Here is a 25,904-nt window from a genome sequence, read left to right as displayed (position 1 = left end):
AGCACGCCAACGAAAATTAATACAGTTTTATAGGGCGCAATATTAATATTTTCTGCCTTTATAAAATTATAATGCTTACCATGGGGTGTACGCAAACTGTATATTTAAAAGATAGTGGGTAAATTTGAGGGACAAAGCTTATTCATTCTAAGATCCTTATCCCTTTTGATCGTTGATTTCATGGGCAGAAGACTAAAGAAGTCCCCCCTCGTTAACGGTTAAAAATTAGGAACCCAGAGCCACTTTTACCTTATCCTCTCTGTAAAAGAAATGTCCCTGAGTGGAAATTCCTTCTATTCTTACTTCCATTTCCTGAATTTCTTTAGGCAGAAAAAATTTGAATTCTGTGATACCGGTTGAATCTGTCGCAATATTAGGTTTCCAATACAAGCTGGCGTACTTGGCATGAAAATCATCACCCGGTCTGGCAGCATATTTCGGAGCATAATAAGCCACGGGTAATGAGTATCCGTTTGCCAGTATATTTTTAACGTTTGCTGGACCATTTTGGTTATCCCAGTCCGCACGAACCATACGTGTTTTAATCCTGATAACACCACTGCCTCCATCTCGCCCCAACATAAGATTGTTTCCCTTATTGATCGCAATCGCTTCGATATCATTCAAATTATACATACTCAAAATCGATAAGTCATTAAATTTCATCCCGTCAATAATCAACGCCGGATTGCCATTACCTCCGGATGAATTTGACATATCTATTTTGATACCATTAGCGTCATTGGACATCGATACATTAAACTCCCAATTAAGTAAGTCCGCAATAGTGTTGTATTGAGTATGATTATCCTTTGTTATTACATAGTATTGGTCCATTATGCCGGAGTACATGTCATTCTTAAAAGGGTTCTGGTCTTGCCTTGTACCCTTAACTACCACTTCATTCAATTGTAACATGCCGGGAAGTAAGTTTCTAAGCACTTCTTCTGCATTGAATTTTTCTTTTGCGAAATAGTTTAAATCAGTTGAATTTTCAAGATTGGGGTAGGCAATATTTGCCTCAATGAACCGATTCCATCCTTTACCTTTCTTATTGGAAGCCGTGATAATTACACGGCTTGAATCCAAAAGGTAAAGATTAGGGAACAAAAAATTACCTTTTGAATCAACCTTTGCAGAATTAAGCTGAAAAGGTTGTGAGATAAATAGAGTTAACTGAGTGGTTGTATCCACCTTTCCATTCAGGAAATTCTTTACTGAACCTTTCATTTCAAACCCATTTTCAAAAAAAAGCGGGGTTTTCGGTCCGGATACATTTAAGATTTCGCTCCAGTTATATTTTCTCCACCCTTGCGTTAACAAAAGGTTATCAAGATCAGATAGATGTTGAAAATCATCATTTTCAAAATAGTATTTAGGATTCTCCACCACACCCCTTACTTCCGACTTCAACAATAACTGTGAATAGATATCATTTTCAAATTTATTTGCAATGGTACCGGAAGGTAAAACTGACATGCTTAAACTAGCTGTCAGGGGTTTTCCATTGATATCACTGGCTGCAACTTTAACCAGTACTGAATCACCCTGACGCTCGTGACTTAATTTTACATCCCCAATAATTTCTTTTTTGTGATTGAAAAAAAGACGCTCTGATACTGGCTTATGATTTTCGTCAAAAAGCGTGATGGTATTAATACCTGCCGGCAAATCTGATTTTTGCAGATTAACAATGACAGGCTCGTCGCTAAAAAGAAAATGCCATAATTTGTGAATGGTACCATTTGAATGAATCATGCAAAAAAACTTCTTGCCTTTTAAATCAGATAGAGTTTCGGCGTTCGTTTTGACAACAAAGATTAATCTATCTTTAACAAAAGTGTTTGCCGATAGTGTAATCCCTTTCTTCAGTGTTTCCGGCAATCCATATTGTTTCGTACTGCCGTCTGGAAATTTTATTTCTGCCGTTAGTTTTTCTGTGGTTTGAAGATTAAGATTCAAAGCTGAAAATCCTAAATGATTGGTTTGGAAATCACCAAGGATTTCGCCTTTTGAATCCTTAATTGTTCCCGAAACTGCCTTTCCCTTACCGTTTGGGTCTACTATTTTTACTGCAAGTCGGTTGTCCAATTCAGTAATGAGATTGCCACCTTCCGGAAAAAACTGCACATCCCAATCTCTAGTTGGCGACGAATCAGGCTTGATAATTGCCTCTTTTGCGCCATAAATCCGTATTGAAGAGGTAAAAATTCGTTCTTTTTCAAAATTACGCATCCAGTTGGTGTATACTTTCAGCGTGTAAGTTCCACTGGCTAGTGTATCGGCCAAATGCAGGTCTCCGGCCGCTAAACCGGAAGTAAGCCGCCATACTTTCCTTACAACCAATTTACCGTTAGGTCCGTACAAATCGGTATAGAGATTGGTTGACTTGACATTAAGAAGTTTGCCCGATGAAGCATTGGTAACGTATGTTTTCATCCAAATATCCTCGCCGGCAAGATATAATGATTTATTAATGTGGGTATAAACGTTTTCTCTTATCGGTTCAAAATACTTCGAATAAGAACTGACAACCTTTTGCTTAAAGGATTCAAGAACAGGGTCATCATCAATGATGAATGAGCATAAAAACACCGATCCAATTATTGATAATAGTAAATACTTGAATTTCATGTAAAATGTTTTGGGTTAATATTATTAAGACAAAATAATATTATTTATTATCAATCTTGTTTAGTGCGAATAAAATGATGAAGTAGGTGTGGAATAGATAAAGAAAATAAACGCAATAAACTGACTGTTAACGATATTCTTGTCATTGCCCCCTACAATGCCCAGGTGCATGATTTAACGGAAGCCATCCCTGGTGTTCGTGTTGGAACGGTTGACAAGTTTCAAGGACAGGAGGCGCCTGTTGTTATATTTTCTATGGCCACCTCGTCGCCCGAAGATGCCCCCCGCGGCATGGAATTTCTGTACAGCCTCGAAAGGTTAAATGTGGCGGTGTCAAGGGCTAAGGCCGTTTTTATTCTGGTGGCCAGTCCGAAACTTTTCGAACCCGACTGCATGAGTCCGCAGCAAATGAAACTCGCCAATGCCCTATGCCGATTAAGGGAGATGGCGGTTAGGTGATATCACTGTAAGTCAACGGCCGGAAAATGAGGGAGAGCATGCTGAAGAAGCAGTTAAACTTATCGTTCTTATTTACTTGAATAAACCAATGGTTATTAATTTGCAAAGTGTCAATATGGATAGCTATCGTCCATTTGATCAACAAAAACAGCACGCCAACGAAAATAAGAATGGATAATACAGTTTTATCGGGTGCAATATTAATATTTTCTGCCTTTATAAAATTATAATGCTTACCATGGGGTGTACGCAAACTGTATATTCAAAAGAAGCAACGGTGTACAATTTGTCGGTTTCAATTTTAACGATAGCGTTGTTTTGTGATGCTGAACTCAAATAGAGGGTTAACAATGTTTTGAGTCAATAATGGTAGACTGGCCGTTAGTAGGATAACGAATAAGATAAACTTTTTTTTTTCATGATTAAATGTTTTCAGTTTTGATGTTATGATTGAATAGAAGAACTAAGATTATTATTTCATGCAACGACTTATTGGTGATAGTTTGAGTAAAATTACTATCCGAAACTGCTTTTACCTTTTAAAATGTATAGATAGAATTACCACCACTTTATTTTTATTGGCTCTCTTGTTAAAGCAAAATAGATTACATAGAACCAACTGAAAATTGCATGTAAAACTGCTAATAAAATAGATTTATTCCTGTCCCAAGAAAGGACTACGGCAACAACACTCCCTAATCCAATTCCATTATGAATTACATTTTGTTTGATTTCGGAATTATATGGATGACAATAGCATTGATTTGAAATTAAAAGTGCAAGTATTAGGAAGATGAATGTTTTTTTCATTTTTGTTTAGGCTTAGGTTGATTTGCAAGATATTAAATTGGATTTGATTTAAAAGTTTGGGAAAAATTTTTTCACTGGTATTGTCTTTCTAAAATGGCTACAAACGAGTCGCTAAACGCAACCACAACTAGTAGACCCACCAGACCCACTAGACTTGCTAGCTTCATAAGGATCATCAGATCCCGAAGGTTCGCATGAGGATAATGAAATAAATAATAAAAGGCACTAAATCTCAAAAATATACCCCTTTAAAAGTTAGTGTCTGAAATAGCTTAACACAGTTCATCCTATGTTTGTAAATGCTTAAATTCTATACTATAGTGATCGTTTATTTAAAGGTGATTGGTTTTGAAAAACTTATTTTTATTTATTTTCTTTAAAACAAATCATCCTTTACCAGCTTGGCACCATTAAGCTCAGCTATTTTGGTAAGAGCCTTGACGAACTTTTTTACATTCTCTTCGCTTACCTCAGGTATCAAAAAATAATATCCATTTTCACCTTCCGCCTCATAGAGATACCTATTTCCTTGAAAATCCATAGAACCGGCATCATCTTTTTTAAACTTAAATAGTTTTCCAGAAAGAACTATCCGCCAATATTGTTTCCCTTCGTCGTTAGTACGTCTTGTGTAGGCAATGCCGGTTACTTTACCCCACCATATTCTTTCTATTTTATATTTATTTGAGGTAATAGTAATTAGGGCATCGTTTGTTGCTATTCTCTCCCACTCGTTTACGTCCGATTTATAGGCGCCGTATTTAGCATTAATATAAGCTACAGTTTCTTCTGCTGTTTGTGCTTTTAACCCTGTTGCGCCCAGGCAGAGCGTAAGTAATAATAAAATTCGTTTCATATTATTGATGGTATTTTAAATGAATTAATAGTGTTCTGATCAAATAGTTCAATGATGATCGTTTATTTAAAGGTGATTGGTTTTGAAAAACTTATTTTTATTTATTTTACTTAAAACAAATCATCCTTTACCAGTTTGGCGCCTTCCAAGAATAAGGGTAAGTAATAAAAATCTTTTTCATAATATTAATTATTCTGTATTTATAGGCTGTTGCAGCTAAAGCCAAAGTTGGTATATGTTACCTCATAGCCCTTTTCCTTTTGCTCAGCTACCCACTGGGTCATACGTTGCTGTGCCTGTTCGTAAGTTTGCAGCAAAGTTGAAGTGCTGTACTGCTTTTTGTCAATAATTTTAAAGTTGTTATTCTCTCCATAAGGGAATGCGTCATTATGGTAGGCTTTCAAGTGATTACTGAAGGCTCTTCGGGCATTATCAAAGTAATCAATAGCCTTGTACTTGTTGCAGTCGTCGTAGCCGGGAAAGTAAATGATTTTACTGGTGTAGCCTCTCCCGTCTTTCCACACTCCGTCAATAACAATAAAAGCATAATAGCCATCCTCAGCAGGTTTAGCTTTAAAAGCCATCATTGGTAAAATAGTAACAATAATAAGTGTGAATAATAGTTTTTTCATAACTGTTTAAGTTTATTAAATATAATTAAATTATTGAAAGTGAAAGGATTGATGTTGATTTTGCCCGAAATTAACTAAAAAATTTTACTACTCAAAAATCTCATTGTTAATCCTCAATCGGATGAATTTGGTATCCCGTAGACAATCTTGAATTCTTCCAAGAACCCTATCAAGCCTTCATCCCAATGTTCCTTGAAAATAGCGTAAGCATCTTTAGAGGAATGAACGGTTTTCATATCTACTGCCTTTACTTTTGGGTGATACCATAAAGAGATTTCGGAAACCATTAAAAGATAGTTAACCTGTGGGTTTTTCATGTGAAAGTGATTAATTAGGATTAGTGAATGAGTTGAATAATTGCACTGACAGAACGAGCTCGCCGTTGCGAATTTTAAATGGATGAAGCGTTAGCGGAGTCTATTTAATGAATTACTGATGCGTGTCAGTTGAGTTAAAAAGTGCTAATTTGACGAAATTTTGTGCTATTAGGAAAGGATTGTGTATTTTAATCGGTAACAGTTGTTATTGCCTTAAAAACCGCCTTTAAACCCATTTCAGTCCATAAAAAAAGCCCAATCTTTTAACAGATTGAGCTTTTAATTTAAGTGGGCCCTCGGGGGCTCGAACCCCGGACCAAAAGATTATGAGTCTCCTACTCTAACCAACTGAGCTAAGGGCCCTGATTTGTTTTCCAAATCGAGCCGCAAATATGTAAAATTGCATTCAATTACACAATAAAAAACATTAAATAATATAAAATGACTGCAATTAAAAACATTATTTTCGACTATGGGAACGTTATTTTTAAGATAGATTTTAAGCTGGCGAGTCAGGCATTCAAGGACTTAGGGTTAAGTAATATTGATGAATTATATGGGCATAAATTGCAGGAAAAATTTTTTGATCAGCTTGAAAAAGGAGAGATAAATGCTCGTCAATTTACCACTGAATTAAAAAAACACTTACCCGAAGGTGTCAGTGAACAGCAAATTATTGATGCCTGGAATGCTTTATTGATTGGCATACCCGTTGGAAATCTTGAATTACTCTTACAGATCAAATCAAAGTACAGAAGTTTTTTGCTGAGCAATAATAATGAAATCCATTACGATTGGATTATTGATTATTTGAATAAGGTTTGGAAGATTGACTCAATGGCCTCTTATTTTGAGAAAGATTATTATTCGCACTTAATGGGAATGCGAAAACCAGACGCTGAAATATTTGAATCAGTTCTTCGCTCTCATCAGTTAAATCCTTCCGAAACATTATTTATTGATGATAGTCCGCAGCATTTAGAAACGGCTAAAAAAATAGGTTTACAAACCAGATTAGTACAACCTGGTGAGTCACTCAAGGAAGTCTTGGAGCCGTACCTGTAAATTAATATAAAACCAACAAAACCCGCATGAGCAATAAGCTCACAAACGACCATTAAAGTAAAACTAGCGGGTTCTTGATGGCCTATTAAAAACAAAACACTTTCAGAAAAAAGCATCTGTTGATTCATTTCAACAGATGCTCTCATTGATCATTTTCAAAGATTATTCGGCCTCAACCATTTCTTCGTACAGTTCATCAATTTCTTCAGCATACTTCGCCTCAATTACCCTGCGCTTGGTCTTGAGGGTAGGAGTGATTTCACCTGATTCGATCGTAAACGGATGACGTTTTATACAGAAGTTTTTAATACGTTCGAATTTTGCCAGCTCATTCGACAGTTGGCGTACATCATCTTTGATCCATTTTACGATTCGTTCTTCTTCAATAAAATGATCCGGTTCATTAAAGAAATCCTCATCTAGATCAAAATTGTCACGCAATTCATCATGAGAAGGGACAATGATCGCCGTTATGTAATCACGCTTATCGCCGATTAGGAAAATTTGCTCAATTTTAGGACTTTTTAAATAGGTGTTTTCAATAAGCGTAGGGTATATGTTTTTTCCGTAAGAGTTAATCAGTATATTTTTAATACGATCTGTAATCTTCAAATTACCATTGCTGAATTTGCCAACATCACCTGTATGAAACCAACCATTTTCATCGATCACAATTTCGGTTTCCTTCGGATTATTCCAATAGCCTTTCATTACACAATGGCCCCGAACAATTATTTCTCCTTCTTCCGATTCAAAATTAGGGTCGAAGCTTTCGTGGGTTTGTTCAGTAATAATTTTTTTAGTGTCAGTATTTTGAATAGCAACCGTTATTCCGGGAATAATACGCCCAACCGTACCAATTACCTGACGATGGTATTCGGTAACCGACATAACTGGTGAGGTTTCTGTCAAACCATAGCCCTCTAATATTTTAATACCTATGTTGCCAAAGAATTCTCCTACAGCAATAGGTAAAGCAGCCCCGCCAGATAATAAAAACTTTAGCTTTCCGCCTGTTTTCTCTTTAATCTTACTAAATACGAGTTTGTCTGCTATTAAAGCTTGCGCAGATAGTAGCGGCCCTAATGATTTGCCTGCTTCACGTTGAAAACGAGCTTTCTTGCCAATTTCAAATGCCCATAAAAATATTTTTGATTTGAAACCGCCGGCATTGGTGCCACTTTTCATAGCTTTCTCGCAAATTCGTTCCAATAATCGAGGTACAACCGACATCACAGTAGGCTGAACTTCTATCATGTTTTTACCAAGCAATTCAAGGCTTTGCGAAAAGGCCATTGTACTACCAACTGCACAGCAAACGTGATAGGTTGCCGTACGTTCGAAAACATGAGAAAGGGGAAGAAAAGAAAGAAATACATCATCCGGATTAATTACCGGAATTTGTTCAAGGCAGGCTTTTACATTATTTACAAAATTATGGTGCGTAAGCATTGCCCCTTTCGGAGTTCCTGTTGTACCGGAGGTATAGATTAATGAAGCTACATCTTCAGGCTGAACCATTTCACGGGCCTCATTTATTTTGTCTTGGAAAGAAGGTAAAAGCATTGCTCCCTCTTTCTGAATGTCATTAAAGGTGAGGATTTTTTTTGAGCCGGAATAATGCGCTGAAATTTTATGATGATCATTAAAAATAGGGATGATAAACTGTAAACTTGGACAGTGATCAGCTATTTTTAAAACCTTACGTAATAAAAAAGGATTGCCAACTAAAATTGATTTGATTCCGGCATCGTTAATGATATGTTCTATCTCAGTTTCAGAAAGTGTAGGGTAGATGGAAACATTGATCGCTCCAATTTGCTGTAGTCCCTGATCATAATAAATATACTCCGGACAGTTTTCAATAATTAGTCCTAAGCGATCACCTTTTATTATTCCATTTGCAAAAAACCAAGCTGAAAAAGCATCAGCATTGGCTAGTGTTTGTTGGAATGAAATAGGCTTATAGATGCCATTCTTTTTTTCCATTAAGAATGGTGAATCGGGCGATTTTATATGCTGAACCACATTTCTTAATAACTGTGGAATAGTGGTTCTTTCAGAAAGTTGTATCATACGTTTATAGATAGCGCTAAAGCGGATGGCAATTTGCTAAAAAAATATTAGGATAAAAATAAAGGCCTTCTTGTTTTAAAGAAGACCTTTATTGTAAAATATAATATGTTTTTATACTGAAAAACTTTCTCCGCAACCGCAAGTCCTGCTGGCATTAGGATTAATAAAATTAAATCCTTTTCCATTTAAACCGTCACTAAAATCCAGTTCAGTTCCTGCTAAGTATAAAAAGCTCTTCATATCGAGAACGATTTTCATTCCCTTATCTTCAAACTCCTGATCGCCCGGTTTTAATTCGTTATCAAAATCCATTTTGTATGAAAGACCTGAGCAACCACCGCCTTGCACACCCACTCGCAAAAAGTAAGAATTGTCAAGATTGGCATCGTGCATCAATTCATCAATCTTGCTTTTTGCTTTGTCTGTTATAGTTACCATTTTATTGAGATTATAGATTCAAGAGACAAGAGCCAAGAAAAATGACTTTCATGAGTCTTTAATCTTATATCCTGATTCTTTACTCTAAATTAATGATGTGATTTCTCCAATGCGATTGGTTCCATACCGTTTTTAACGCGGTAATCGTTAATTGCCGATTTAATGGCATCTTCTGCTAAAACCGAACAGTGAATTTTTACCGGAGGTAAAGAAAGTTCTTCAACAATATCCATGTTGTCAATTTTCAATGCCTCGTCAATAGATTTACCTTTCAACCATTCAGTTGCCAATGAAGAAGAAGCAATGGCCGAACCACAACCAAACGTTTTAAATTTAGCATCGGTGATCATGTGATTTTCATCCACTTCGATCTGTAAACGCATTACGTCGCCACACTCAGGAGCTCCTACTAAACCTGTACCAACAGAGTTCTTGCTTTTGTCCAAGGTGCCTACATTACGTGGATGCGAATAATGATCAATAACTTTATCTGAATATGACATTTATTTAAAGTTTAAGTTATAAGTTTTTAGTTATAAGTTCTTTTTAATCTGGAATGAATACTTAGTATTCAAGACTCAAGACTCTTCTTAGTGTTCTGCCCACTCAATAGAATCAAGGTCAATGCCTTCTTTAAACATTTCCCACAATGGACTTAGTTCACGTAAGTGCGTTACCGCCTTTTTAGTAACCTCAATTGCGTAGTCAATTTCTTCTTCTGTTGTAAAACGACCCAAGCCGAAACGGATAGAAGAGTGAGCAAGGTCATCATTTAAACCAAGGCTTTTTAGTACGTATGATGGTTCCAATGAGGCCGAAGTACATGCTGAACCTGATGATACTGCTAAATCTTTCATCGCCATCATCAAGCCTTCTCCTTCTACATATTTAAATGAAATGTTAGCTACATGAGGCAAACGATGTTCAGTATTGCCGTTCACGTAAGTTTCTTCCATTTCGGTTACCGCTTTTTCAAGTTTATCACGTAATGCCGACAAACGTTTTGCATCCTCCGCCATGTCCTGCATTGCAACCTCACATGCTTTACCAAAGCCAACAATACCTGGAACGTTTAATGTTCCTGAACGCATGCCGCGCTCGTGGCCACCACCGTCAATTTGTGCCGTAACTTTTACACGTGGGTTTTTACGACGAACGTATAATGCACCACAGCCTTTAGGTCCGTATAATTTATGTCCGGTGAATGATAATAAGTCAATACCGTCAGCAATAACATCCACAGGAATTTTTCCTACGGCTTGAGTTGCATCTGTATGGAATAAAGCTCCATGTTTATGTGCAATTGCAGCTATTTCTTTTACAGGTTGAATAACACCGATTTCATTGTTAGCATACATAATCGACACTAAAATGGTCTTATCGGTCATCGCGTTTTCAAGTTCTTGTAAATCAACAAGACCATCGGCCTTTACATTTAAGAAAGTTACCTTACCACCCATTTTCTCGATGTGATGAGCTGAGTCAAGCACACATTTATGTTCAGTAACTAAGGTAATAATGTGATTGCCTTTTTGTTGGTACATTTCAAACACACCTTTTAATGCAAGGTTATTTGATTCTGTAGCGCCGGAAGTAAAGATGATTTCTTTTTCAGTTGCTCCAATAATTTTAGCTACTTGCTCACGAGCGTAATCAACAGCTTCTTCAGCTACCCATCCAAAAGGGTGATTACGACTTGCCGCATTACCAAATTTCTGTGTGAAATAAGGTAACATTGCCTCAAGAACACGCGGATCCATAGGTGTTGTAGCGTTATTATCAAGATATATCGGTAAATTCAACATAATTTGTAAATTGTCTAAATAAAGTATGCAAAAGTAACACAAATTTTCTTAATTGAGGTTTTGCCCAGCCTCTTGTTTTAATCATTTTTACAAAAAACTTACTTTTTGATGTATTTAAGCTGTTTGTTCACCAATGATTAATCCCGATGCTATAGCGCCTTTGTTAACTTAATACCTCTAGACGAACTCTAACTCGCTATTGGTTTTAGCCTTTCAACGATAATCCATAAGTTTGCTGTTGATAAATCAGTAACAAGAATTTAGTAAAGAAAGTTTTAAGAATGCTGAAGATTGACCATTTAGGTATTGCTGTAAAAGACCTTAATAATTCCTCCAAATTGTTCGAACAATTGCTGGGTAAACCAAGTTATAAAACTGAAACAGTTGAGTCAGAACGCGTAACTACTGAGTTTTTTGAAATAGGAGAGAGCAAAGTAGAATTGTTGGTAGCTGATAATGATGACAGTCCGATTGCAAAATTCATCGATAAAAAAGGTGAAGGAATTCATCACATTGCTTTTGAGGTGGAGAGTATTGAAAAAGAAATTGAACGTTTAAAAAGTGAAGGTTTTCAATTTATTAATGAACAGCCTAAGCGTGGAGCAGATAATAAAATGATTTGTTTTTTGCACCCAAAATCAAGCAATGGGGTTTTGATTGAATTGTGTCAGAGTATTATTAAATAACAGTTGCACTGGCAATACAGTGCGATCTATGTAGAATAAAGCATAGATAGTGCAGGGTTAATGCGTTGATAATGCATTAAACTATTTTTGCCACCTTGCGTAATAACGAATAATAATTAACCTGTTACCCGCAATCATACAAATAGCCCAATCGCATTAACTTATGAACACCGATCAGATTCTTTGGAAGCTAAAAGCATTTAACGAATTAACAGTTCATGAGTATCATGATATTGTTCATCTTCGGCAAGATGTATTTATTGTTGAACAAAATTGTGTTTTCCTGGATTGTGATGGCAAAGACTTGCTCTGTTCGCATTTAATGGGTTGGGTAGATGGCAGGTTAGCTGCCTATACTCGAATTGTACCTCCGGGTGTAATGTTTGAAACAGCTTCCATTGGTCGTGTCGTTACCAGTCGTGAGTTTCGTCGTTTTGGGTTTGGTAAAGAATTAATGCGTAAATCAATTGAAGTAGCTGCGGAGATGGGATACACCGATTTGATCATTGGAGCTCAATATTACTTGTTAAGGTTTTATCAAGGTTTTGGTTTTAAAGAGTTTGATGAAATTTACTTAGAAGATGGAATTGAACATGTTCATATGCGACTTTCTGAATTTAATTAAACAAAAATAAAATTACTGTTGCGAGTTTTAAAATTACAGCCTATATTTGCGCTCCATTAAAATTATTGCAAAGATGAAAGCTGATATCCATCCAAAAAATTATAGATTAGTTGTATTTAAAGATATGTCATGTGACTACTCTTTCTTAACTAAATCAACTATTGAAACAAAAGATACTGTCGTTTATGAAGATGGCAACGAATATCCTTTAGTAAAATTGGAGATTTCTTACAAATCACACCCGTTTTACACTGGTAAGATGAAACTGGTAGATACTGCTGGTCGTATCGATAAATTCAAAAACCGTTACGCTAAGAAATAGTTCTCAGCTAATAAAATATTTTGAGGTCCGTCAATCAACATTGGCGGACTTTTTTATTTTTGTTGAATGCTCAACCTGATTCTCTTCGACGACATAGCCTGGCAACAACTTCGTCCCTTAACCTTTACTCGTCCTGTTTCTCATATTCGCATTGGAATTCTAACCATTAAAGAAAAGTGGGAGCGACATCTTTCGGGAGAGGTTTCTTGTTTAACGCAACCTTATTTATCGGCTAAATTCAAACTTAAAACGGATGAATCCAATTTATTGATTAATTCATCAATTGTTCCTACTGAGCCATTTGTTTCAAAAGTCTTGAGTCTTACGGCCAATCAGGCATTGGTTTCCGGTACGAAATTGCTAGCCATTCGTTTGGATGAAGACCAACTGAAAACTTTTAATCCTGAGCAAATTCCCCTAAATGCCGAACCATATAGGGATGAACTAATACTCATTCAGCAGCCTTCCGATATTTTTACTTTCAACCATCAAGCATTGCGTTCTGATTTTGAATTATTAACCAAGAATCGAATTTCGGAGAAGTTAAATGATACCAATACAGTTCTTGGTAATCAGCTTTTTGTTGAAGAGGGAATAGAAGTGAATTGCGCAATCATTAACACCACAACAGGCCCGGTTTATATTGGAAAAAATGTACAGATCATGGAAGGCGCCATGATTCGAGGTCCGTTTGCTGCTTGCGAAGGTTCAGTTGTGAAAATGGGAACGAAAATATACGGATCGACAACGCTTGGGCCCAATACGGTAGTAGGTGGAGAAGTGAAAAACTCAGTTATCTTCGGAAATTCAAATAAAGGCCATGAGGGTTATTTGGGAGATTCAGTAATCGCAGAGTGGTGTAATTTAGGAGCCGATACCAATAATTCTAACCTGAAAAATAATTTCGGAGAAGTGAAAGTTTGGGATTATTCTTTAGCCGATTTTAAGCCATCAGGACTACAGAAAATAGGTTTGATTATGGGCGACCATTCCAAATGTGCAATAAACACCTCCTTTAATACAGGTACAGTGGTGGGCGTGGGATGTAATATTGCCGGATCCGGATTGCTGCCGAAATTTATTCCGGACTTTTTATGGTTCACCACTGAAAACAGGATTGATTATAGATTGGAGAAAGCATTTCATGATTTTGATAGCATGATGAATAGTAAAAAGTCTATGCTCAATGCCGAAGAAAAACGTATACTTGAAGAAGTTTTTAACCTAACAAATACAAACAGAAAATAGTAATATGAGACAGAAAATCGTAGCCGGCAACTGGAAGATGAACAATGACCTTCAAGAGTCACTTAAATTGTTCACTGAAGTACAAAATATGGTTGCTGACGAGGTGAATAATGATGCAACCGTGATTATTGCGAGCCCTTTTATTAGTATTTATTCACTTGATCAGCTAAAAACCGGCTCTGCAGTGGATGGCAAAATTAAACTTGCCGCTCAAAACTGTGCTTGGGAAGAATCAGGTGCATTCACCGGTGAAATTTCTGCTAAAATGATCCGTTCGGCAGGTGCTGATTACGTAATTTTGGGACATTCTGAACGTCGTCAATATTTCAAAGAAAGCAACCAAATGCTAGCAAAGAAAGTTGATATTGCCTTAAGCAATGAATTGATTCCAATTTTTTGTATTGGGGAAACTTTAGAAGAAAGAGAAACAAATACGCACTTTGAGGTTATAAAAAACCAGCTTAAAGAAGGACTGTTTCATTTGATAAAAACCGTTTTGAAGACAGTTGTTATTGCTTATGAACCGGTTTGGGCAATCGGCACCGGACTAACAGCTACTCCTCAGCAGGCTCAGGAAATTCATTCTTTTATCAGATCAATAATTGCTGAAGGTTATGATGAAGAAACTGCAGAAGAAGTAAGCATTTTATACGGAGGAAGCTGTAATCCTAAAAATGCACATGATTTATTTTCTCAACCTGATATTGATGGTGGGCTTATTGGTGGTGCATCATTGAAGTCGCGTGATTTTACAGATATTATTAAAGCATATAATGCATAATTAGTTATTGAATGGACCAAAAGATGATGGTGGTTGTATTTCATTAATTATTGACCGATGAATTATTTAGAATTAGTTTTCACTATAGTTGACCCTGAAGAATATATCCGTGATATTTTAATTGCTGATTTAGGCGAAATTGGTTTTGACACCTTTGAGGAAACCGATTTAGGGTTTAAAGCATACATTCCGGCAGAGTCGTTCGATGAACCGCTCATGCAGCAACGTCTTTCGGTGTATGATGGTCAATTTACCTTCTCTTATTTTGTAAATCTTATCCCGGCTAAAAACTGGAATGAGGTATGGGAAAGTAATTTTGAACCTGTTGCAGTTGCAAACAAGTTATACATCCGGGCTACTTTTCATGATCCCAAACCGGAGTTTCCATTGGAGATCGTTATTGATCCGAAAATGGCCTTTGGTACCGGCCATCATGAAACCACTTTTTTAATGTCAGAATATCTTTTACAAACTGAAGTTGAAGGAAAGAAGATTCTTGATATGGGTTGTGGTTCGGGTATTCTTGCAATTCTAGCTGCTAAATTAGGTGCTAGTGAATTGTTGGCCGTTGATATTGATAAGGTTTGTGTGAGCAGTACAACTGAAAATGCTCAAATAAACGATATCGATAATATCAGGGCTGCTCAAGGTGATATTCATGAGGTTGATGATACGGGTTTCGATATTATTCTTGCCAATATTAATCGTAATATTTTACTGGCCCATATGGCTCATTATGCAGAAATGCTGAATGAATCCGGTGAATTGTTTCTGAGCGGATTTTATTTAGAGCCTGATTTGGCCATGATTCAGGAAGAAGCCGCTAAATACGATTTGAAATACATTAGTCATTACCAGAAAAATAAATGGGTGGCAGCAAAGTTTGTTAAATAGTCAATAGAATAACAAATCAATCAACTCTTAATGCGCGTTCATTTTATCTCAATAGGAGGAAGTGCTATGCATAACCTCGCCATTGCTTTACATAAAAAAGGTTATCACGTTACTGGTTCAGATGATGAAGTGTTTGAACCTTCAAAAACCAGGTTGGCTAAACATGGCTTATTGCCTGAATCTATTGGTTGGGATGCCCAAAGAATCAATGCCGATTTAGATGCCGTTATTTTAGGAATGCATGCTCGTGCTGATAACCCTGAATTAATACGCGCACAAGAACTGGGCTTAAAAATCTACTCTTATCCTGAATACATATACGAACAATCAAAAGACAAAACGCGTGTAGTAATTGGCGGTAGTCATGGGAAAACAAGCATTACAGCTATGATTCTTCATGTATTGCAGGCATGTAAAGTTGATTGTGATTATTTAGTGGGAGCGCAGCTTGCCGGTTTCGATACCATGGTGAAAGTTACAGCAGAAGCTCCTGTTATGATTATCGAAGGAGATGAATATTTATCCTCGCCAATTGATCGCAGGCCCAAGTTTCATCTCTATCAGGCAAACATTGCTTTGTTAAGCGGCATCGCCTGGGATCATATCAACGTTTTTCCCACGTTTGAGAATTACCTTGAACAATTCAAGCTTTTTCTAGACACCATTCAGGAAGGCGGTTCACTGGTATACTGTGAAAAAGATGCTGAACTGAAGAAATTGGTGGAGTCTTATAATTTATCTTCCAAATCCTCTGCTTTAAGTAAATCTCAAAAATCAAGGTTCACATTATTGCCTTATGATTTACCTGAGCATATAATTGACAACGGAATTACCAAATTGATTACTCCATTCGGGGAGGTTTCGCTCTCCATTTTTGGAGAACATAACCTAATGAATTTAACCGGCGCGCGTTTAGTTTGTAAACAGTTAGGTGTTGCTGATGAAGACTTTTACAATGCGATATCTTCTTTTAAAGGTGCTTCAAAACGATTGGAGTTGGTCGATAAAAATGAATTGGTAACGGTTTACAAAGATTTTGCACATTCACCTTCTAAATTAAAAGCTACAACTGCTGCTGTTAAAGCTCAATTTCCCAATCGGAAGTTAATTGCATGTATGGAACTGCATACTTTTAGCAGTTTGAATAAGACATTTTTGAATGAATATGATGGTTCTATGGCCATAGCCGATGAAGCCTTGGTTTATTTTAACCATCATACCTTGGAACATAAAAAACTGGATCCGATTACTGAAGAACAGGTAAAAGCGGCATTTAATTCTCCCAATGTGCAGGTGTTTACCAATTCAGCCAAACTACAAGCGTACTTGTTGTCGAAGAATTGGAAGAATACCAATCTCTTGCTCATGAGTTCAGGAAATTTCGACGGAGTCGATTTTAGTGAACTGGCTCAGGAAGTTATAGAACGTTCGAAATAGACATAATTTGCAGTCAGATGTTGGGATTTCCTATATCTGACTGCTATTTCAGGCTCTCGCCTAAAGCCCATATCACCTTTAATCAGGAATAGAAACAGTGTTCCTCGATTCTTAAAAAACACCTCCTAATTTCTGCTTTTTCAGAATCCGAATCAGTCTTCACACTATCGACTCTTTTTTTATATTTGAAGATATTTTATTCGAATGCAAGACCGTAGTAACCGACTGAGAAACGATACGTTAGATATACAGGAAGAGAAAATTACCAAAAAAAACAAACCTGTTGAGAAGAAAAAAGTCGAAGAAGCTTCTGCTAAAACGGGCGGCTTCAAGCTTCCTGTGTTCAATGATCCACGATTGATTAAGATCATAGGATTGTCATTGTTGATTATTTCCATCTATTTTTTGGTTGCTTTTACCTCGTATGTACTAACCTGGGAAGAAGATCAAAGTGTTGTTCGTGATTTAACATGGGGTAAAATCTTCTTTGCACAAGAGCATCCTGTTGAAAATTGGATGGGTTTATGGGGAGCCATGATCGCTCATCAGTTTATTTACAAATGGTTTGGTGTGGCCTCATTCATTTTTATTTTTGGCTTTTTTGTATTGGGATATCGCTTATTGTTTAAAGTGTCCCTAGTGCCTATCGGTAAAGCGGTAGCATATTCATTTTTCTTTCTGGTGTTGACGTCGGTCCTGTTAGGATTTTTTAATAGCTTTTTTAACCCTGTTCCTCATTTTCTTGAAGGTGTTGTTGGTTTCCAAACCAATGTTTGGCTAAGTGCTACGATCGGGAAAACTGGAACGCTCGGATTACTCTCGTTTGCATCACTTGTTGCAGTTATTGTAGCTTTCAATCCTGATTTTTCTCCTAAACCCAAAGTAGAAAAAGAAAAGGAAATGGAAATTGTGCCGGCTTCAAACAAAATTAACCCGGAAGAGGAGCTGGTTTCTGAACCAATTGAATTTGGTGTAACCTTGGTTAGAGAGCTAGAGCCCTTACCTCACATCGAACCAACAGAGATAGAGTTAGATAGCAAGTTTGAAATAGATTTCGATGATACTTATGTGCCGGTAACTTTAAATCCAGCTCCTGAGCTGGAGCCGGTTACACCTGTTGCCGAGGCCGTTTTAAGTATTGAACCTACGGAAGATGAAAAATTAGCTGAAACCCTGGTAAGAGATCATGGCGAATATGATCCTACACTTGATCTTTCTAATTATAAATTTCCTCACCTTGATTTACTGGATAATCATGGAAGCAATAAGATCCATGTGAACCAAGAGGAGCTGGAAGTAAATAAAAATAAAATCGTTAGTACGCTTGGTCACTATGGTATTGATATTGAAAAGATCAAAGCGACAATTGGTCCAACGGTAACCTTATATGAAATTATACCGGCCCCTGGCGTTCGTATTTCCAAAATCAAAAATCTGGAGGATGACATCGCCTTGAGTTTGGCCGCTTTGGGTATTCGTATTATTGCGCCAATTCCTGGAAAGGGAACCATTGGTATTGAAGTTCCTAATCAGAATCCTGAATTAGTATCGATGCGCTCCATACTGGCAACAGAGAAATTCAATAACAACGGCATGGATTTGCCGGTTGCTTTGGGTAAAACAATTTCTAATGAGGTTTACATAGCCGACTTATCCAAAATGCCTCACTTGCTCATGGCTGGAGCTACTGGTCAGGGTAAATCCGTGGGGATTAACGCACTGATTGCTTCCTTGCTTTACAAAAAACATCCGTCGCAACTTAAATTCGTATTCGTCGACCCTAAAAAGGTGGAGTTAACGCTGTTTAAGAAGATTGAGCGTCATTTTCTGGCCAAATTACCGGGTGAGGGCGATGCTATTATTACGGATACTAAAAAGGTAGTTTATACCTTGAATTCTCTATGTATCGAGATGGATAATCGCTACGATTTGTTAAAACATGCGCAGGTACGTAACATCAAAGAATACAATCAGAAATTTATTTCACGCAGGTTAAACCCGAACGAAGGTCACCGTTACCTGCCATACATTGTTTTGGTAATTGATGAGTTTGCCGACCTGATTATGACAGCAGGTAAGGAGGTGGAAACCCCTATTGCACGTTTGGCTCAGTTGGCGCGTGCTATTGGAATCCACTTGGTAATTGCCACTCAACGCCCTTCAGTAAACGTAATTACTGGTATTATCAAGGCCAACTTCCCGGCGCGTTTGGCTTTCAGGGTTACGGCTAAAATCGACTCTAGAACTATTTTGGATGCGGGTGGTGCCGATCAATTAATTGGTAGAGGAGATATGTTGTTTTCAACCGGTGCCGATCTGATTCGTTTGCAATGTGCATTCCTTGATACACCTGAAGTAGAAAAAATTACTGATTACATCGGTTCGCAACGCGGTTATCCAAGTGCTTATGAGTTACCTGAATATGTTGGCGAAGATGGTGAAGGTGCTGTAAAAGACTTTGATGCTAGCGAAAGAGATGCACTTTTTGAAGAGGCAGCTCGTTTGGTCGTTATCCATCAGCAGGGTTCTACATCGCTTATTCAACGTAAGCTGAAATTGGGGTATAACCGTGCCGGACGAATTATTGACCAATTAGAGGCCGCGGGTATTGTTGGTCCGTTTGAAGGCAGTAAAGCGCGCGAAGTGCGCTATCCTGATGAGTATTCATTAGAGCAATATTTAGAAAGTCTTAATTCCAAGCAATAAAAATCCTTATTTTTGCGGCTGAAAAACGAATTAGCTTTTTTATTCGTTAATTTATAAATCAAGAAAATGAAAAAAATACTTTTAGCAACAGGAATTACATTGTTAACGTCTGTTGCGGTTTTTGCTCAATCTCCAGCAGAGAAACAGGCTAAAGATATTTTGAATGGAGTGAGTGCAAAGTATCGTTCTTACGCCGCAATTAAAACCGATTTTGCATATACGCTCGAAAATCCAGAAGAAAAGATCAGCGAAACTCAAAACGGAACGCTGTATATAAAACAGAAGTCGAATAAATACAAAGTGCTATTGGCAGGAACCGAAATCTTCAGTGACGGTAAATTGTCATATACGTATTTAAAAGATTCAAAAGAGATCCAAATCAATAACATTGAAAAGAACGGAGAAGGATTAAATCCAGTTGATATTTTCACCATCTACGAAAAAGGCTATAAGTACATTTTAAAAGGAGAAAGTAAGGTTGGCGGAGTAGCTGTGCAAATGATTGATTTGGTTCCAATCGGGACAAAGCAGTTTTTCAAAATCGAGCTAATGGTCGATAAAAAAATGCAACAACTAAAACAGATTAAAATCTACGATAAAAACGGGAATCGTTATACTTACAAAGTGAAAGTTTTCGTACCGAATCCTAAAGTAGATGATGCTTTCTTCGCATTTGATAAGAAAAAATTCCCTGGAGTTGAAGTAGTCGATCTTCGATAACCTATATTAGTTAATGGTTATCAGAAATATGAAACTGTATTAACGTTTAACTATCGGCCTTGAGATCCCAAATTCTATTTAGTATTTGGGATTTTTTATATTAGGTCTTTGAGACCATTATCAACAATAACGAATAACAAAAAATACGCATGCTTACTATTACAAATCATACTTTAGAGAAATTGGAAACGCTGCTGCGCGACTTGGAATACAAGGTGCGTTATGAAAAAGGTAATTTTAAGTCGGGAGCGTGTTTATTGCAAGAAACCAAAGTAGTGGTGGTAAATAAATTCATTACGCTGGAACAAAAAATTAATGCTTTAGCTGAAATTATTAAACAAGTGCCGGCGGATGAATCATTGCTCGATGATAAACAGAAAGCATTTTATTTGAATCTGAAACAAATGGAACTGGAGTTGTAGTTGGTTAATAACCATCTATTATTGATTTTAGTCCTGAGTCTTGATTTTTATGTCTTGTGTCTTAGCCTTGGTTCTTTTGTCATTAATCTTTTACCTCAATAACCTGTAATCCCCCAAAAAAATGAAAATCACCTTTTTAGGCACCGGAACTTCACAGGGCGTACCAGTAATTGCTTGCGACTGTAATGTGTGTACATCTGCCGATGCCCGTGATAAGCGTTTGCGTTCTTCTATTTGGGTTGAAGACAAACATGCATCTATAGTGATTGACTCTGGTCCTGATTTTCGTTATCAAATGCTGCGAGCAAAGGTTAAAAAGTTAGATGCCATTGTTTTTACACACGAACATAAAGATCATGTTGCAGGTCTGGATGATGTACGCGCATTCAATTTTAAGCATGGTCGCGAAATAGATATTTATGCTACCGACCGCGTGCAGGAAGCCATTATTCGGGAGTTTGCCTATATTTTCGCCACCATTAAATACCCCGGCATTCCTAAGGTTAATCTGATTGAAATTCAAAATAAGCCCTTTCATGTTCATGGAATCAAGTTTGTTCCGATTGAAGTGTTGCATTATAAATTACCTGTTTTGGGATATCGTATTGGTGATTTTACCTACATTACGGATGCAAAAACAATTGCACCCAATGAACTGAAAAAGGTAAAAGGTTCAAAGATAGTTGTATTGAATGCTTTACAATTGCATACTCATGTATCGCATTTTACATTGGAAGAAGCCATCGCCATGGCTCAGGAAATTGGTGCCGAAACCACTTATTTTACGCATATCAGCCATCGTTTGGGCAAGCATGCTGATATAGAAAAAGAACTGCCGGCTGGAATTAAATTAGCTTATGACGGCCTGGTTCTCGATATTTAGTTAAAAGGTTTGTAGTCTAACCACCCTTTACACTTTCAACTTTGCTCTTTTAGCTTTCTTTTTCTGCACTTCAGCGCCTCTGCGAGCATTTGATTTTTTCATGCAGAGGTGCTGAATTCGCAGCGTTTTAAATGTCACCGGATGATATTAAATCAACACAATTTATTGAGCATCGTAAATCACTACTTTCTCAAATAAGCCTCTGAATTCATCCAAAAAGGCTTTATGAATTGGATGCACCTGGTATACATCGTGACCAGCAAGGTCATCAAATAGGATAAGCAACGAAAATGTATACGAAGTATCAACCACCGCTCTTTCAATAGGGGCTGGTGTGCCAATGTACATTGATTTTATGGTTTCTACCTTTTGTAAAGATTCAAGACCTGCGCGGAAAGCAGTTTTTTGTTCAGCTGTAGTGGCCTCTTTTAGCCAAAATAATACGTGATGAGTAAGCATGAATTCTATAGTATAATTTTAATGAGCCAAAGATAGAAAGAGAATTTTAAGAGGGGAACTGGTGTTTGTTTTTAAGAATTTATTTTATGTTGTCACGCTGACGACCTAAAAATAGGTTGACAGATATTTCTTAAATAAATGCTTATAAATTAAACTTTTCTGGAGATTTTTTTATTGCATCATCCTCGTTCATCTGGATTTGTAATGTTTGTAATTCAAAATTTATTTTGAATTGTATTATGCTTATAAGAATTTAGAATTTGAATTATTTGCGAAAGATGATTTTTAGCTCATTAATTACCGTGGCGAATCAAAAAATGAATAACAATTTGAAAATATGAAAAAAACGACCCAAGCAATTATTACATTCATCCTTTTAATCATAGCAATAAATGCAACTTTTGCTGCAAATAAAATTGAAATAGTAAGCCCAGACAAAAAGGTTTCTGTTTTGGTTTTTACTACAACTGAAGGTCGACTAGCCTACTCAATTAAATCTGATCGTGTTCAGGTGTTAGAAACATCTCCTTTAGGGCTGGTAGTTGATAATATTGATTTAGGGAATGGTGCAAAAATTGTATCAAAGCCCACTCTTCGTAAAATAAATGAAAGTTATTCGATTTTCGGAAGTCATCCGATGGCATTTAATCACGCTAATGAAGCTGAAATACCTGTCGAAACAGCAGGGAAGTCCTATAAGCTTATTGTGCGTGTCTATAACGACGGGGTTGGTATTCGTTATACTTTACCTGCTGGCTCCGCTCACATTAATAGCGAAAACACTTCATGGAATCTCCCAAAAAGCACAAGTAAGGTGGTATGGGCCGATTATGTTAAAAGTTATGAGGAACTTAGCCATGCAACAGCATTAGAAAAAGTCCCACAAAATGAAGCTTTGGCCGGGCCTGTTACCTTTGAAGTTAATGGGCATTTTCTTTCTATTTCCGAAGCCGATTGTGAAAGCTTTTCCGATATGGCTTTTGTACGAAATGGCAATATGCTGAAAGCAAATTTTCCATCTGCCAATGATGGATGGGATGTCGAGCGAAGAATTGATGACAGACCTTCTGTTTTGGCAGGTACTTATTTAGGGTATAAAGTGTCTCCTTGGCGTACAACAATTATTGCAAAAAAATTAACAGATTTAGTTAATTCTGATTTATTAAAGAACCTATGCCCTGCTCCCGCCAAAGGAATGGATTTTTCCTGGGTACAACCAGGTCGTTGTATGTGGCAATGGTGGAGTGTTGGCAAACCTGTTTTTGAAGATCAGAAAAACTGGTATGATGCAGCAGTAAAATTGAAATGGGAATACTATCTTATTGATGACGGATGGCGTGACTGGAGTAAACCTGGTAAAGATCAGTGGCAACTGTTGGAAGAAACCATTGCCTACGGAAAAAGTGTTGGTGTTAAAACACTGGTATGGGTTGACTCTAAAGAAATGCGGGATGCAATAAAACGTAGAACCTATTTAGAAAAGATTAAAGCTGTTGGAGCAGCTGGAATCAAAATTGACTTTGTACCAAATCCAACATCTGATATCATGAAGTGGTATATGGCTAGTATGCAAGATTGTGCCGAGCTGAAGTTGCTATTGAACTTTCATGGAAGCGCAAAACCTACAGGATTAACACGCACTTATCCCAATGATATTACACGAGAGGCGGTTCGTGGTAACGAATATCACATGACAAAATACAAAAGGGTGGCCCCTCCAGAGCAAGATGTAACCCTGCCGTTTACCCGTTTACTTGCCGGTGCGGCAGATATTACCCCGGTTATGTTAGATCCTGAACAACTAACCACCAGAAAATTTACATGGGCTCACGAATTTTCACAGGCAATAGTAAATCTTTCGCCCATTGTACATTTTGCCGACCAGTATAAATTTTATCTCGAAAGCCCAATGTTTGATCTGTTTCAGGAGATACCAACATTTTGGGATGAAACTAAAGTATTATCGTGCACCGAGATTGGAGAGGTAGTTGCCTATGCGCGCCGCAAAGGCGATACCTGGTGGGTTGGCGTAATGAATGGAGCTACTGAAAGAGAAATTAAAATACCTTTGGATTTTCTTAAAAAACAGGCTAAAGCAACCTTGATTTACGACGATAAAAATAGCAATACTAGCGTAGACCGTCGCGAAGAAATATTATCTCCTAATGACGTATTAACTATTAAATTAACACCTGTGGGAGGTTTTGTTGCACGCTTAAAAAGTTAGGTGAAAAACCACGATTAATAACAACAACAGAACCGTTGCTTTTTTGTTGAGGGTTATTTTATGAGTACTACACACATCAAAGTTGGCCAAATAGTGGAATTGCCTGAGATTAAAAAAAATGTAATAAAAAATGATGCTAACTCCGCTTTACGGAATTTATTTATTCCACCCTTACACCAGTCTTCCTTTTCGGAATACTAGTGTGAAATAATCTAACATGTCTTCAGACTTGCATTATCTTTAATTGCAGCTTGTTATTTTTTTTTGCTAGATTAATTAAACTGATAATCAAAAATAAAAATGGAAAACAATCAGCCTCAGGCAACTCCGGAAAGCATCATGCAAATAGGTACAGGTTTTTGGGCTTCCAAAATTCTGTTAGCAGCAGTGAAATTTGAACTGTTTACCACATTGTCCGAAAAGAAATCGATGTCAGCTGTCGAGATCAAAGCACATTTGGGCTTGAAATGTACCGACCGTAATGTGTATGATTTTCTGGATGCGCTAACCACATTCGGGTTTCTGAATCGAGAAGGTTTATTAGCAACTGCCAGGTATTCCAATAGTAGCAATACCGATTTTTTTCTGGACAAGAAAAAGCCAACTTATATAGGTGGCTTGCTTGAAATGCTGAATAACCGTTTGTACCAGTTTTGGGGAAATTTGGAAGAGGGGTTACTCACCGGGCTTCCTCAAAACGAAGTTAAAAGCGGTGAAAATCCTTTTGATGCACTTTATGCTGATCAAGACCGATTAAAAGAATTCATTCAGGCAATGAGTGGCATTCAAATGGGGAATTTCATGGCATTTTCTCAAAAGTTCGATTTTTCAAAATTGAAAACATTGGTAGATATTGGCGGTTCCGCTGGTTTGCTTTCGCTTTTGGTGGCGAAACATCAGCCGCATATGCACTGTGTTACTTTTGATCTGCCGGCGGTAGAACCTATCGCCAACGCCACTATACAGCACTATCAGTTGCAGGACCGTGTAAAAACTGCTATTGGCGATTTTTTTAAAGACGAATTTCCCTATGCCGACATTGTAGTAATGGGAAATATACTCCATGATTGGGATGAGGAAACAAAATTGATGTTGATGAAAAAAGCATACGATGCCTTGCCGGATGGTGGTGCATTTGTAGTGATTGAAAGTATTATTGACGATGAAAGAAATAAGAATGCTTTTGGTATGATGATGAGCCTTAATATGCTTGTTGAAACAGGGAAGGGATTTGATTACACCTTTGCAGATTTTAATAATTGGGCAAAAACAGTTGGTTTCAAGTCGACATCCATCATGCCACTTACAGGTCCGTCAAGTGCGGTAATAGCCTATAAATAAGTAATAAGGTCTCGATTAATCGCGAAGACTGTAAATGTTATTATAAGTAAAAAGGCCTCAG

At 37.2% G+C, this 25,904-nt stretch carries 24 protein-coding genes and 1 tRNA gene; 15 read left to right on the top strand and 10 right to left on the bottom strand.

Going from position 1 to position 25,904, the window contains the following annotated elements; all coding sequences use genetic code 11:
• Positions 1 to 225: 225 nt before the first annotated feature.
• The gene (locus FN756_RS11965) at positions 226 to 2,634 is read right to left on the bottom strand and encodes a CDC50/LEM3 family protein (RefSeq protein WP_142604347.1); all 2,409 of its coding nucleotides are present in this window, start codon (positions 2,632 to 2,634) and stop codon (positions 226 to 228) included.
• 93 nt (positions 2,635 to 2,727) lie between these two features.
• Between FN756_RS11965 and FN756_RS14790 the strand changes: the two genes are divergently transcribed.
• Complete coding sequence (locus FN756_RS14790) at positions 2,728 to 3,093, top strand: AAA domain-containing protein (protein WP_142604406.1); 366 nt, start codon at positions 2,728 to 2,730, stop codon at positions 3,091 to 3,093.
• Positions 3,094 to 4,279: 1,186 nt separating this feature from the next.
• Here FN756_RS14790 and FN756_RS11950 read toward each other — a convergent pair.
• From FN756_RS11950 to FN756_RS11935, 4 genes are all read right to left on the bottom strand, one after another.
• Positions 4,280 to 4,759 (bottom strand): hypothetical protein, encoded by a 480-nt coding sequence (locus FN756_RS11950; RefSeq protein ID WP_142604345.1) that lies wholly within the window; start codon positions 4,757 to 4,759, stop codon positions 4,280 to 4,282.
• 200 nt (positions 4,760 to 4,959) lie between these two features.
• On the bottom strand, positions 4,960 to 5,391 hold the full coding sequence (locus FN756_RS11945) for a hypothetical protein (protein WP_142604344.1): 432 nt from the start codon (positions 5,389 to 5,391) through the stop codon (positions 4,960 to 4,962).
• Positions 5,392 to 5,504: 113 nt separating this feature from the next.
• Positions 5,505 to 5,708, bottom strand: coding sequence for a hypothetical protein (locus tag FN756_RS11940; RefSeq protein WP_142604343.1), 204 nt, complete (start codon positions 5,706 to 5,708; stop codon positions 5,505 to 5,507).
• Between the two features lie 289 nt (positions 5,709 to 5,997).
• Positions 5,998 to 6,071, bottom strand: a tRNA-Ile gene (locus FN756_RS11935).
• A gap of 78 nt (positions 6,072 to 6,149) precedes the next feature.
• Here FN756_RS11935 and FN756_RS11930 point away from each other — a divergent pair.
• A complete protein-coding gene (locus FN756_RS11930; protein WP_142604342.1) occupies positions 6,150 to 6,773 on the top strand; it encodes an HAD family hydrolase in 624 nt (207 codons plus the stop codon).
• A 162-nt stretch (positions 6,774 to 6,935) separates the two neighbouring features.
• Here FN756_RS11930 and FN756_RS11925 read toward each other — a convergent pair whose 3' ends face one another.
• The 4 genes from FN756_RS11925 to FN756_RS11910 form a co-directional block, all read right to left on the bottom strand.
• Positions 6,936 to 8,849, bottom strand: coding sequence for an AMP-dependent synthetase/ligase (locus tag FN756_RS11925; RefSeq protein WP_142604341.1), 1,914 nt, complete (start codon positions 8,847 to 8,849; stop codon positions 6,936 to 6,938).
• Between the two features lie 111 nt (positions 8,850 to 8,960).
• Complete coding sequence (locus tag FN756_RS11920; protein WP_142604340.1) at positions 8,961 to 9,287, bottom strand: HesB/IscA family protein; 327 nt, start codon at positions 9,285 to 9,287, stop codon at positions 8,961 to 8,963.
• 89 nt (positions 9,288 to 9,376) lie between these two features.
• Complete coding sequence (gene iscU, locus FN756_RS11915; protein ID WP_142604339.1) at positions 9,377 to 9,790, bottom strand: Fe-S cluster assembly scaffold IscU; 414 nt, start codon at positions 9,788 to 9,790, stop codon at positions 9,377 to 9,379.
• Between the two features lie 87 nt (positions 9,791 to 9,877).
• Positions 9,878 to 11,092, bottom strand: a complete 1,215-nt coding sequence (locus FN756_RS11910; protein ID WP_449441402.1) for an IscS subfamily cysteine desulfurase — start codon at positions 11,090 to 11,092, stop codon at positions 9,878 to 9,880.
• A gap of 281 nt (positions 11,093 to 11,373) precedes the next feature.
• On the opposite strand from FN756_RS11910, the gene mce reads away from it, so the two are divergent.
• The 11 genes from mce (at position 11,374) to FN756_RS11855 (ending at position 21,816) form a co-directional block, all read left to right on the top strand.
• Positions 11,374 to 11,778, top strand: coding sequence for a methylmalonyl-CoA epimerase (gene mce / locus FN756_RS11905; RefSeq protein WP_185955270.1), 405 nt, complete (start codon positions 11,374 to 11,376; stop codon positions 11,776 to 11,778).
• Between the two features lie 163 nt (positions 11,779 to 11,941).
• Complete coding sequence (locus FN756_RS11900; protein ID WP_246085471.1) at positions 11,942 to 12,403, top strand: GNAT family N-acetyltransferase; 462 nt, start codon at positions 11,942 to 11,944, stop codon at positions 12,401 to 12,403.
• 73 nt (positions 12,404 to 12,476) lie between these two features.
• Positions 12,477 to 12,725, top strand: coding sequence for a type B 50S ribosomal protein L31 (locus tag FN756_RS11895; RefSeq protein ID WP_142604338.1), 249 nt, complete (start codon positions 12,477 to 12,479; stop codon positions 12,723 to 12,725).
• Between the two features lie 66 nt (positions 12,726 to 12,791).
• Positions 12,792 to 13,973 (top strand): putative sugar nucleotidyl transferase, encoded by a 1,182-nt coding sequence (locus tag FN756_RS11890; RefSeq protein ID WP_142604337.1) that lies wholly within the window; start codon positions 12,792 to 12,794, stop codon positions 13,971 to 13,973.
• A 4-nt stretch (positions 13,974 to 13,977) separates the two neighbouring features.
• The gene (gene tpiA / locus FN756_RS11885) at positions 13,978 to 14,754 is read left to right on the top strand and encodes a triose-phosphate isomerase (RefSeq protein WP_142604336.1); all 777 of its coding nucleotides are present in this window, start codon (positions 13,978 to 13,980) and stop codon (positions 14,752 to 14,754) included.
• Positions 14,755 to 14,811: 57 nt separating this feature from the next.
• Entirely contained in the window at positions 14,812 to 15,648 is an 837-nt protein-coding gene (gene prmA, locus FN756_RS11880) for a 50S ribosomal protein L11 methyltransferase (protein WP_142604335.1), read from the top strand.
• 30 nt (positions 15,649 to 15,678) lie between these two features.
• The gene (locus tag FN756_RS11875) at positions 15,679 to 17,085 is read left to right on the top strand and encodes a UDP-N-acetylmuramate--L-alanine ligase (protein WP_142604334.1); all 1,407 of its coding nucleotides are present in this window, start codon (positions 15,679 to 15,681) and stop codon (positions 17,083 to 17,085) included.
• A 204-nt stretch (positions 17,086 to 17,289) separates the two neighbouring features.
• Positions 17,290 to 19,791 carry an FtsK/SpoIIIE family DNA translocase gene (locus FN756_RS11870; RefSeq protein ID WP_142604333.1) on the top strand — a complete coding sequence of 834 codons (2,502 nt, stop codon included), beginning with the start codon at positions 17,290 to 17,292 and terminating at the stop codon, positions 19,789 to 19,791.
• A 66-nt stretch (positions 19,792 to 19,857) separates the two neighbouring features.
• Positions 19,858 to 20,511, top strand: coding sequence for a LolA family protein (locus FN756_RS11865; protein ID WP_142604332.1), 654 nt, complete (start codon positions 19,858 to 19,860; stop codon positions 20,509 to 20,511).
• 149 nt (positions 20,512 to 20,660) lie between these two features.
• Positions 20,661 to 20,933: a hypothetical protein gene (locus tag FN756_RS11860; protein WP_142604331.1), complete on the top strand. Its 273-nt coding sequence runs from the start codon at positions 20,661 to 20,663 to the stop codon at positions 20,931 to 20,933.
• A 121-nt stretch (positions 20,934 to 21,054) separates the two neighbouring features.
• Complete coding sequence (locus FN756_RS11855) at positions 21,055 to 21,816, top strand: MBL fold metallo-hydrolase (protein WP_142604330.1); 762 nt, start codon at positions 21,055 to 21,057, stop codon at positions 21,814 to 21,816.
• A 162-nt stretch (positions 21,817 to 21,978) separates the two neighbouring features.
• Here the strand turns inward: FN756_RS11855 and FN756_RS11850 are convergent, their stop codons facing one another.
• Positions 21,979 to 22,275, bottom strand: a complete 297-nt coding sequence (locus FN756_RS11850) for a Dabb family protein (RefSeq protein ID WP_142604329.1) — start codon at positions 22,273 to 22,275, stop codon at positions 21,979 to 21,981.
• A 337-nt stretch (positions 22,276 to 22,612) separates the two neighbouring features.
• Here FN756_RS11850 and FN756_RS11845 point away from each other — a divergent pair, with 337 nt between their 5' ends.
• Together FN756_RS11845 and FN756_RS11840 are read left to right on the top strand one after the other, a co-directional pair.
• Positions 22,613 to 24,502 (top strand): glycoside hydrolase family 97 protein, encoded by a 1,890-nt coding sequence (locus FN756_RS11845; RefSeq protein WP_142604328.1) that lies wholly within the window; start codon positions 22,613 to 22,615, stop codon positions 24,500 to 24,502.
• 300 nt (positions 24,503 to 24,802) lie between these two features.
• Positions 24,803 to 25,843, top strand: coding sequence for a methyltransferase (locus FN756_RS11840; RefSeq protein ID WP_142604327.1), 1,041 nt, complete (start codon positions 24,803 to 24,805; stop codon positions 25,841 to 25,843).
• Positions 25,844 to 25,904 lie beyond the last annotated feature (61 nt).

It is taken from the genome of Solitalea koreensis (genome assembly GCF_900182575.1).
GTDB lineage: Bacteria > Bacteroidota > Bacteroidia > Sphingobacteriales > Sphingobacteriaceae > Solitalea > Solitalea koreensis.
The sequence above is the reverse complement of the archived record's forward strand: the minus strand, read 5'-3'. Positions and strand labels throughout refer to the sequence as shown.

What these genes read in the sequence shown, in the direction of transcription:
- FN756_RS11965 (WP_142604347.1), bottom strand. Translation starts at nt 2,634, where the DNA reads ATGAAATTCAAGTATTTACTATTATCAATAATTGGATCGGTGTTTTTA.
- FN756_RS11950 (WP_142604345.1), bottom strand. Translation starts at nt 4,759, where the DNA reads ATGAAACGAATTTTATTATTACTTACGCTCTGCCTGGGCGCAACAGGG.
- FN756_RS11945 (WP_142604344.1), bottom strand. Translation starts at nt 5,391, where the DNA reads ATGAAAAAACTATTATTCACACTTATTATTGTTACTATTTTACCAATG.
- FN756_RS11940 (WP_142604343.1), bottom strand. Translation starts at nt 5,708, where the DNA reads ATGAAAAACCCACAGGTTAACTATCTTTTAATGGTTTCCGAAATCTCT.
- FN756_RS11930 (WP_142604342.1), top strand. Translation starts at nt 6,150, where the DNA reads ATGACTGCAATTAAAAACATTATTTTCGACTATGGGAACGTTATTTTT.
- FN756_RS11925 (WP_142604341.1), bottom strand. Translation starts at nt 8,849, where the DNA reads ATGATACAACTTTCTGAAAGAACCACTATTCCACAGTTATTAAGAAAT.
- FN756_RS11920 (WP_142604340.1), bottom strand. Translation starts at nt 9,287, where the DNA reads ATGGTAACTATAACAGACAAAGCAAAAAGCAAGATTGATGAATTGATG.
- iscU (WP_142604339.1), bottom strand. Translation starts at nt 9,790, where the DNA reads ATGTCATATTCAGATAAAGTTATTGATCATTATTCGCATCCACGTAAT.
- FN756_RS11910 (WP_449441402.1), bottom strand. Translation starts at nt 11,092, where the DNA reads ATGTTGAATTTACCGATATATCTTGATAATAACGCTACAACACCTATG.
- mce (WP_185955270.1), top strand. Translation starts at nt 11,374, where the DNA reads ATGCTGAAGATTGACCATTTAGGTATTGCTGTAAAAGACCTTAATAAT.
- FN756_RS11900 (WP_246085471.1), top strand. Translation starts at nt 11,942, where the DNA reads ATGAACACCGATCAGATTCTTTGGAAGCTAAAAGCATTTAACGAATTA.
- FN756_RS11895 (WP_142604338.1), top strand. Translation starts at nt 12,477, where the DNA reads ATGAAAGCTGATATCCATCCAAAAAATTATAGATTAGTTGTATTTAAA.
- FN756_RS11890 (WP_142604337.1), top strand. Translation starts at nt 12,792, where the DNA reads ATGCTCAACCTGATTCTCTTCGACGACATAGCCTGGCAACAACTTCGT.
- tpiA (WP_142604336.1), top strand. Translation starts at nt 13,978, where the DNA reads ATGAGACAGAAAATCGTAGCCGGCAACTGGAAGATGAACAATGACCTT.
- prmA (WP_142604335.1), top strand. Translation starts at nt 14,812, where the DNA reads ATGAATTATTTAGAATTAGTTTTCACTATAGTTGACCCTGAAGAATAT.
- FN756_RS11875 (WP_142604334.1), top strand. Translation starts at nt 15,679, where the DNA reads ATGCGCGTTCATTTTATCTCAATAGGAGGAAGTGCTATGCATAACCTC.
- FN756_RS11870 (WP_142604333.1), top strand. Translation starts at nt 17,290, where the DNA reads ATGCAAGACCGTAGTAACCGACTGAGAAACGATACGTTAGATATACAG.
- FN756_RS11865 (WP_142604332.1), top strand. Translation starts at nt 19,858, where the DNA reads ATGAAAAAAATACTTTTAGCAACAGGAATTACATTGTTAACGTCTGTT.
- FN756_RS11860 (WP_142604331.1), top strand. Translation starts at nt 20,661, where the DNA reads ATGCTTACTATTACAAATCATACTTTAGAGAAATTGGAAACGCTGCTG.
- FN756_RS11855 (WP_142604330.1), top strand. Translation starts at nt 21,055, where the DNA reads ATGAAAATCACCTTTTTAGGCACCGGAACTTCACAGGGCGTACCAGTA.
- FN756_RS11850 (WP_142604329.1), bottom strand. Translation starts at nt 22,275, where the DNA reads ATGCTTACTCATCACGTATTATTTTGGCTAAAAGAGGCCACTACAGCT.
- FN756_RS11845 (WP_142604328.1), top strand. Translation starts at nt 22,613, where the DNA reads ATGAAAAAAACGACCCAAGCAATTATTACATTCATCCTTTTAATCATA.
- FN756_RS11840 (WP_142604327.1), top strand. Translation starts at nt 24,803, where the DNA reads ATGGAAAACAATCAGCCTCAGGCAACTCCGGAAAGCATCATGCAAATA.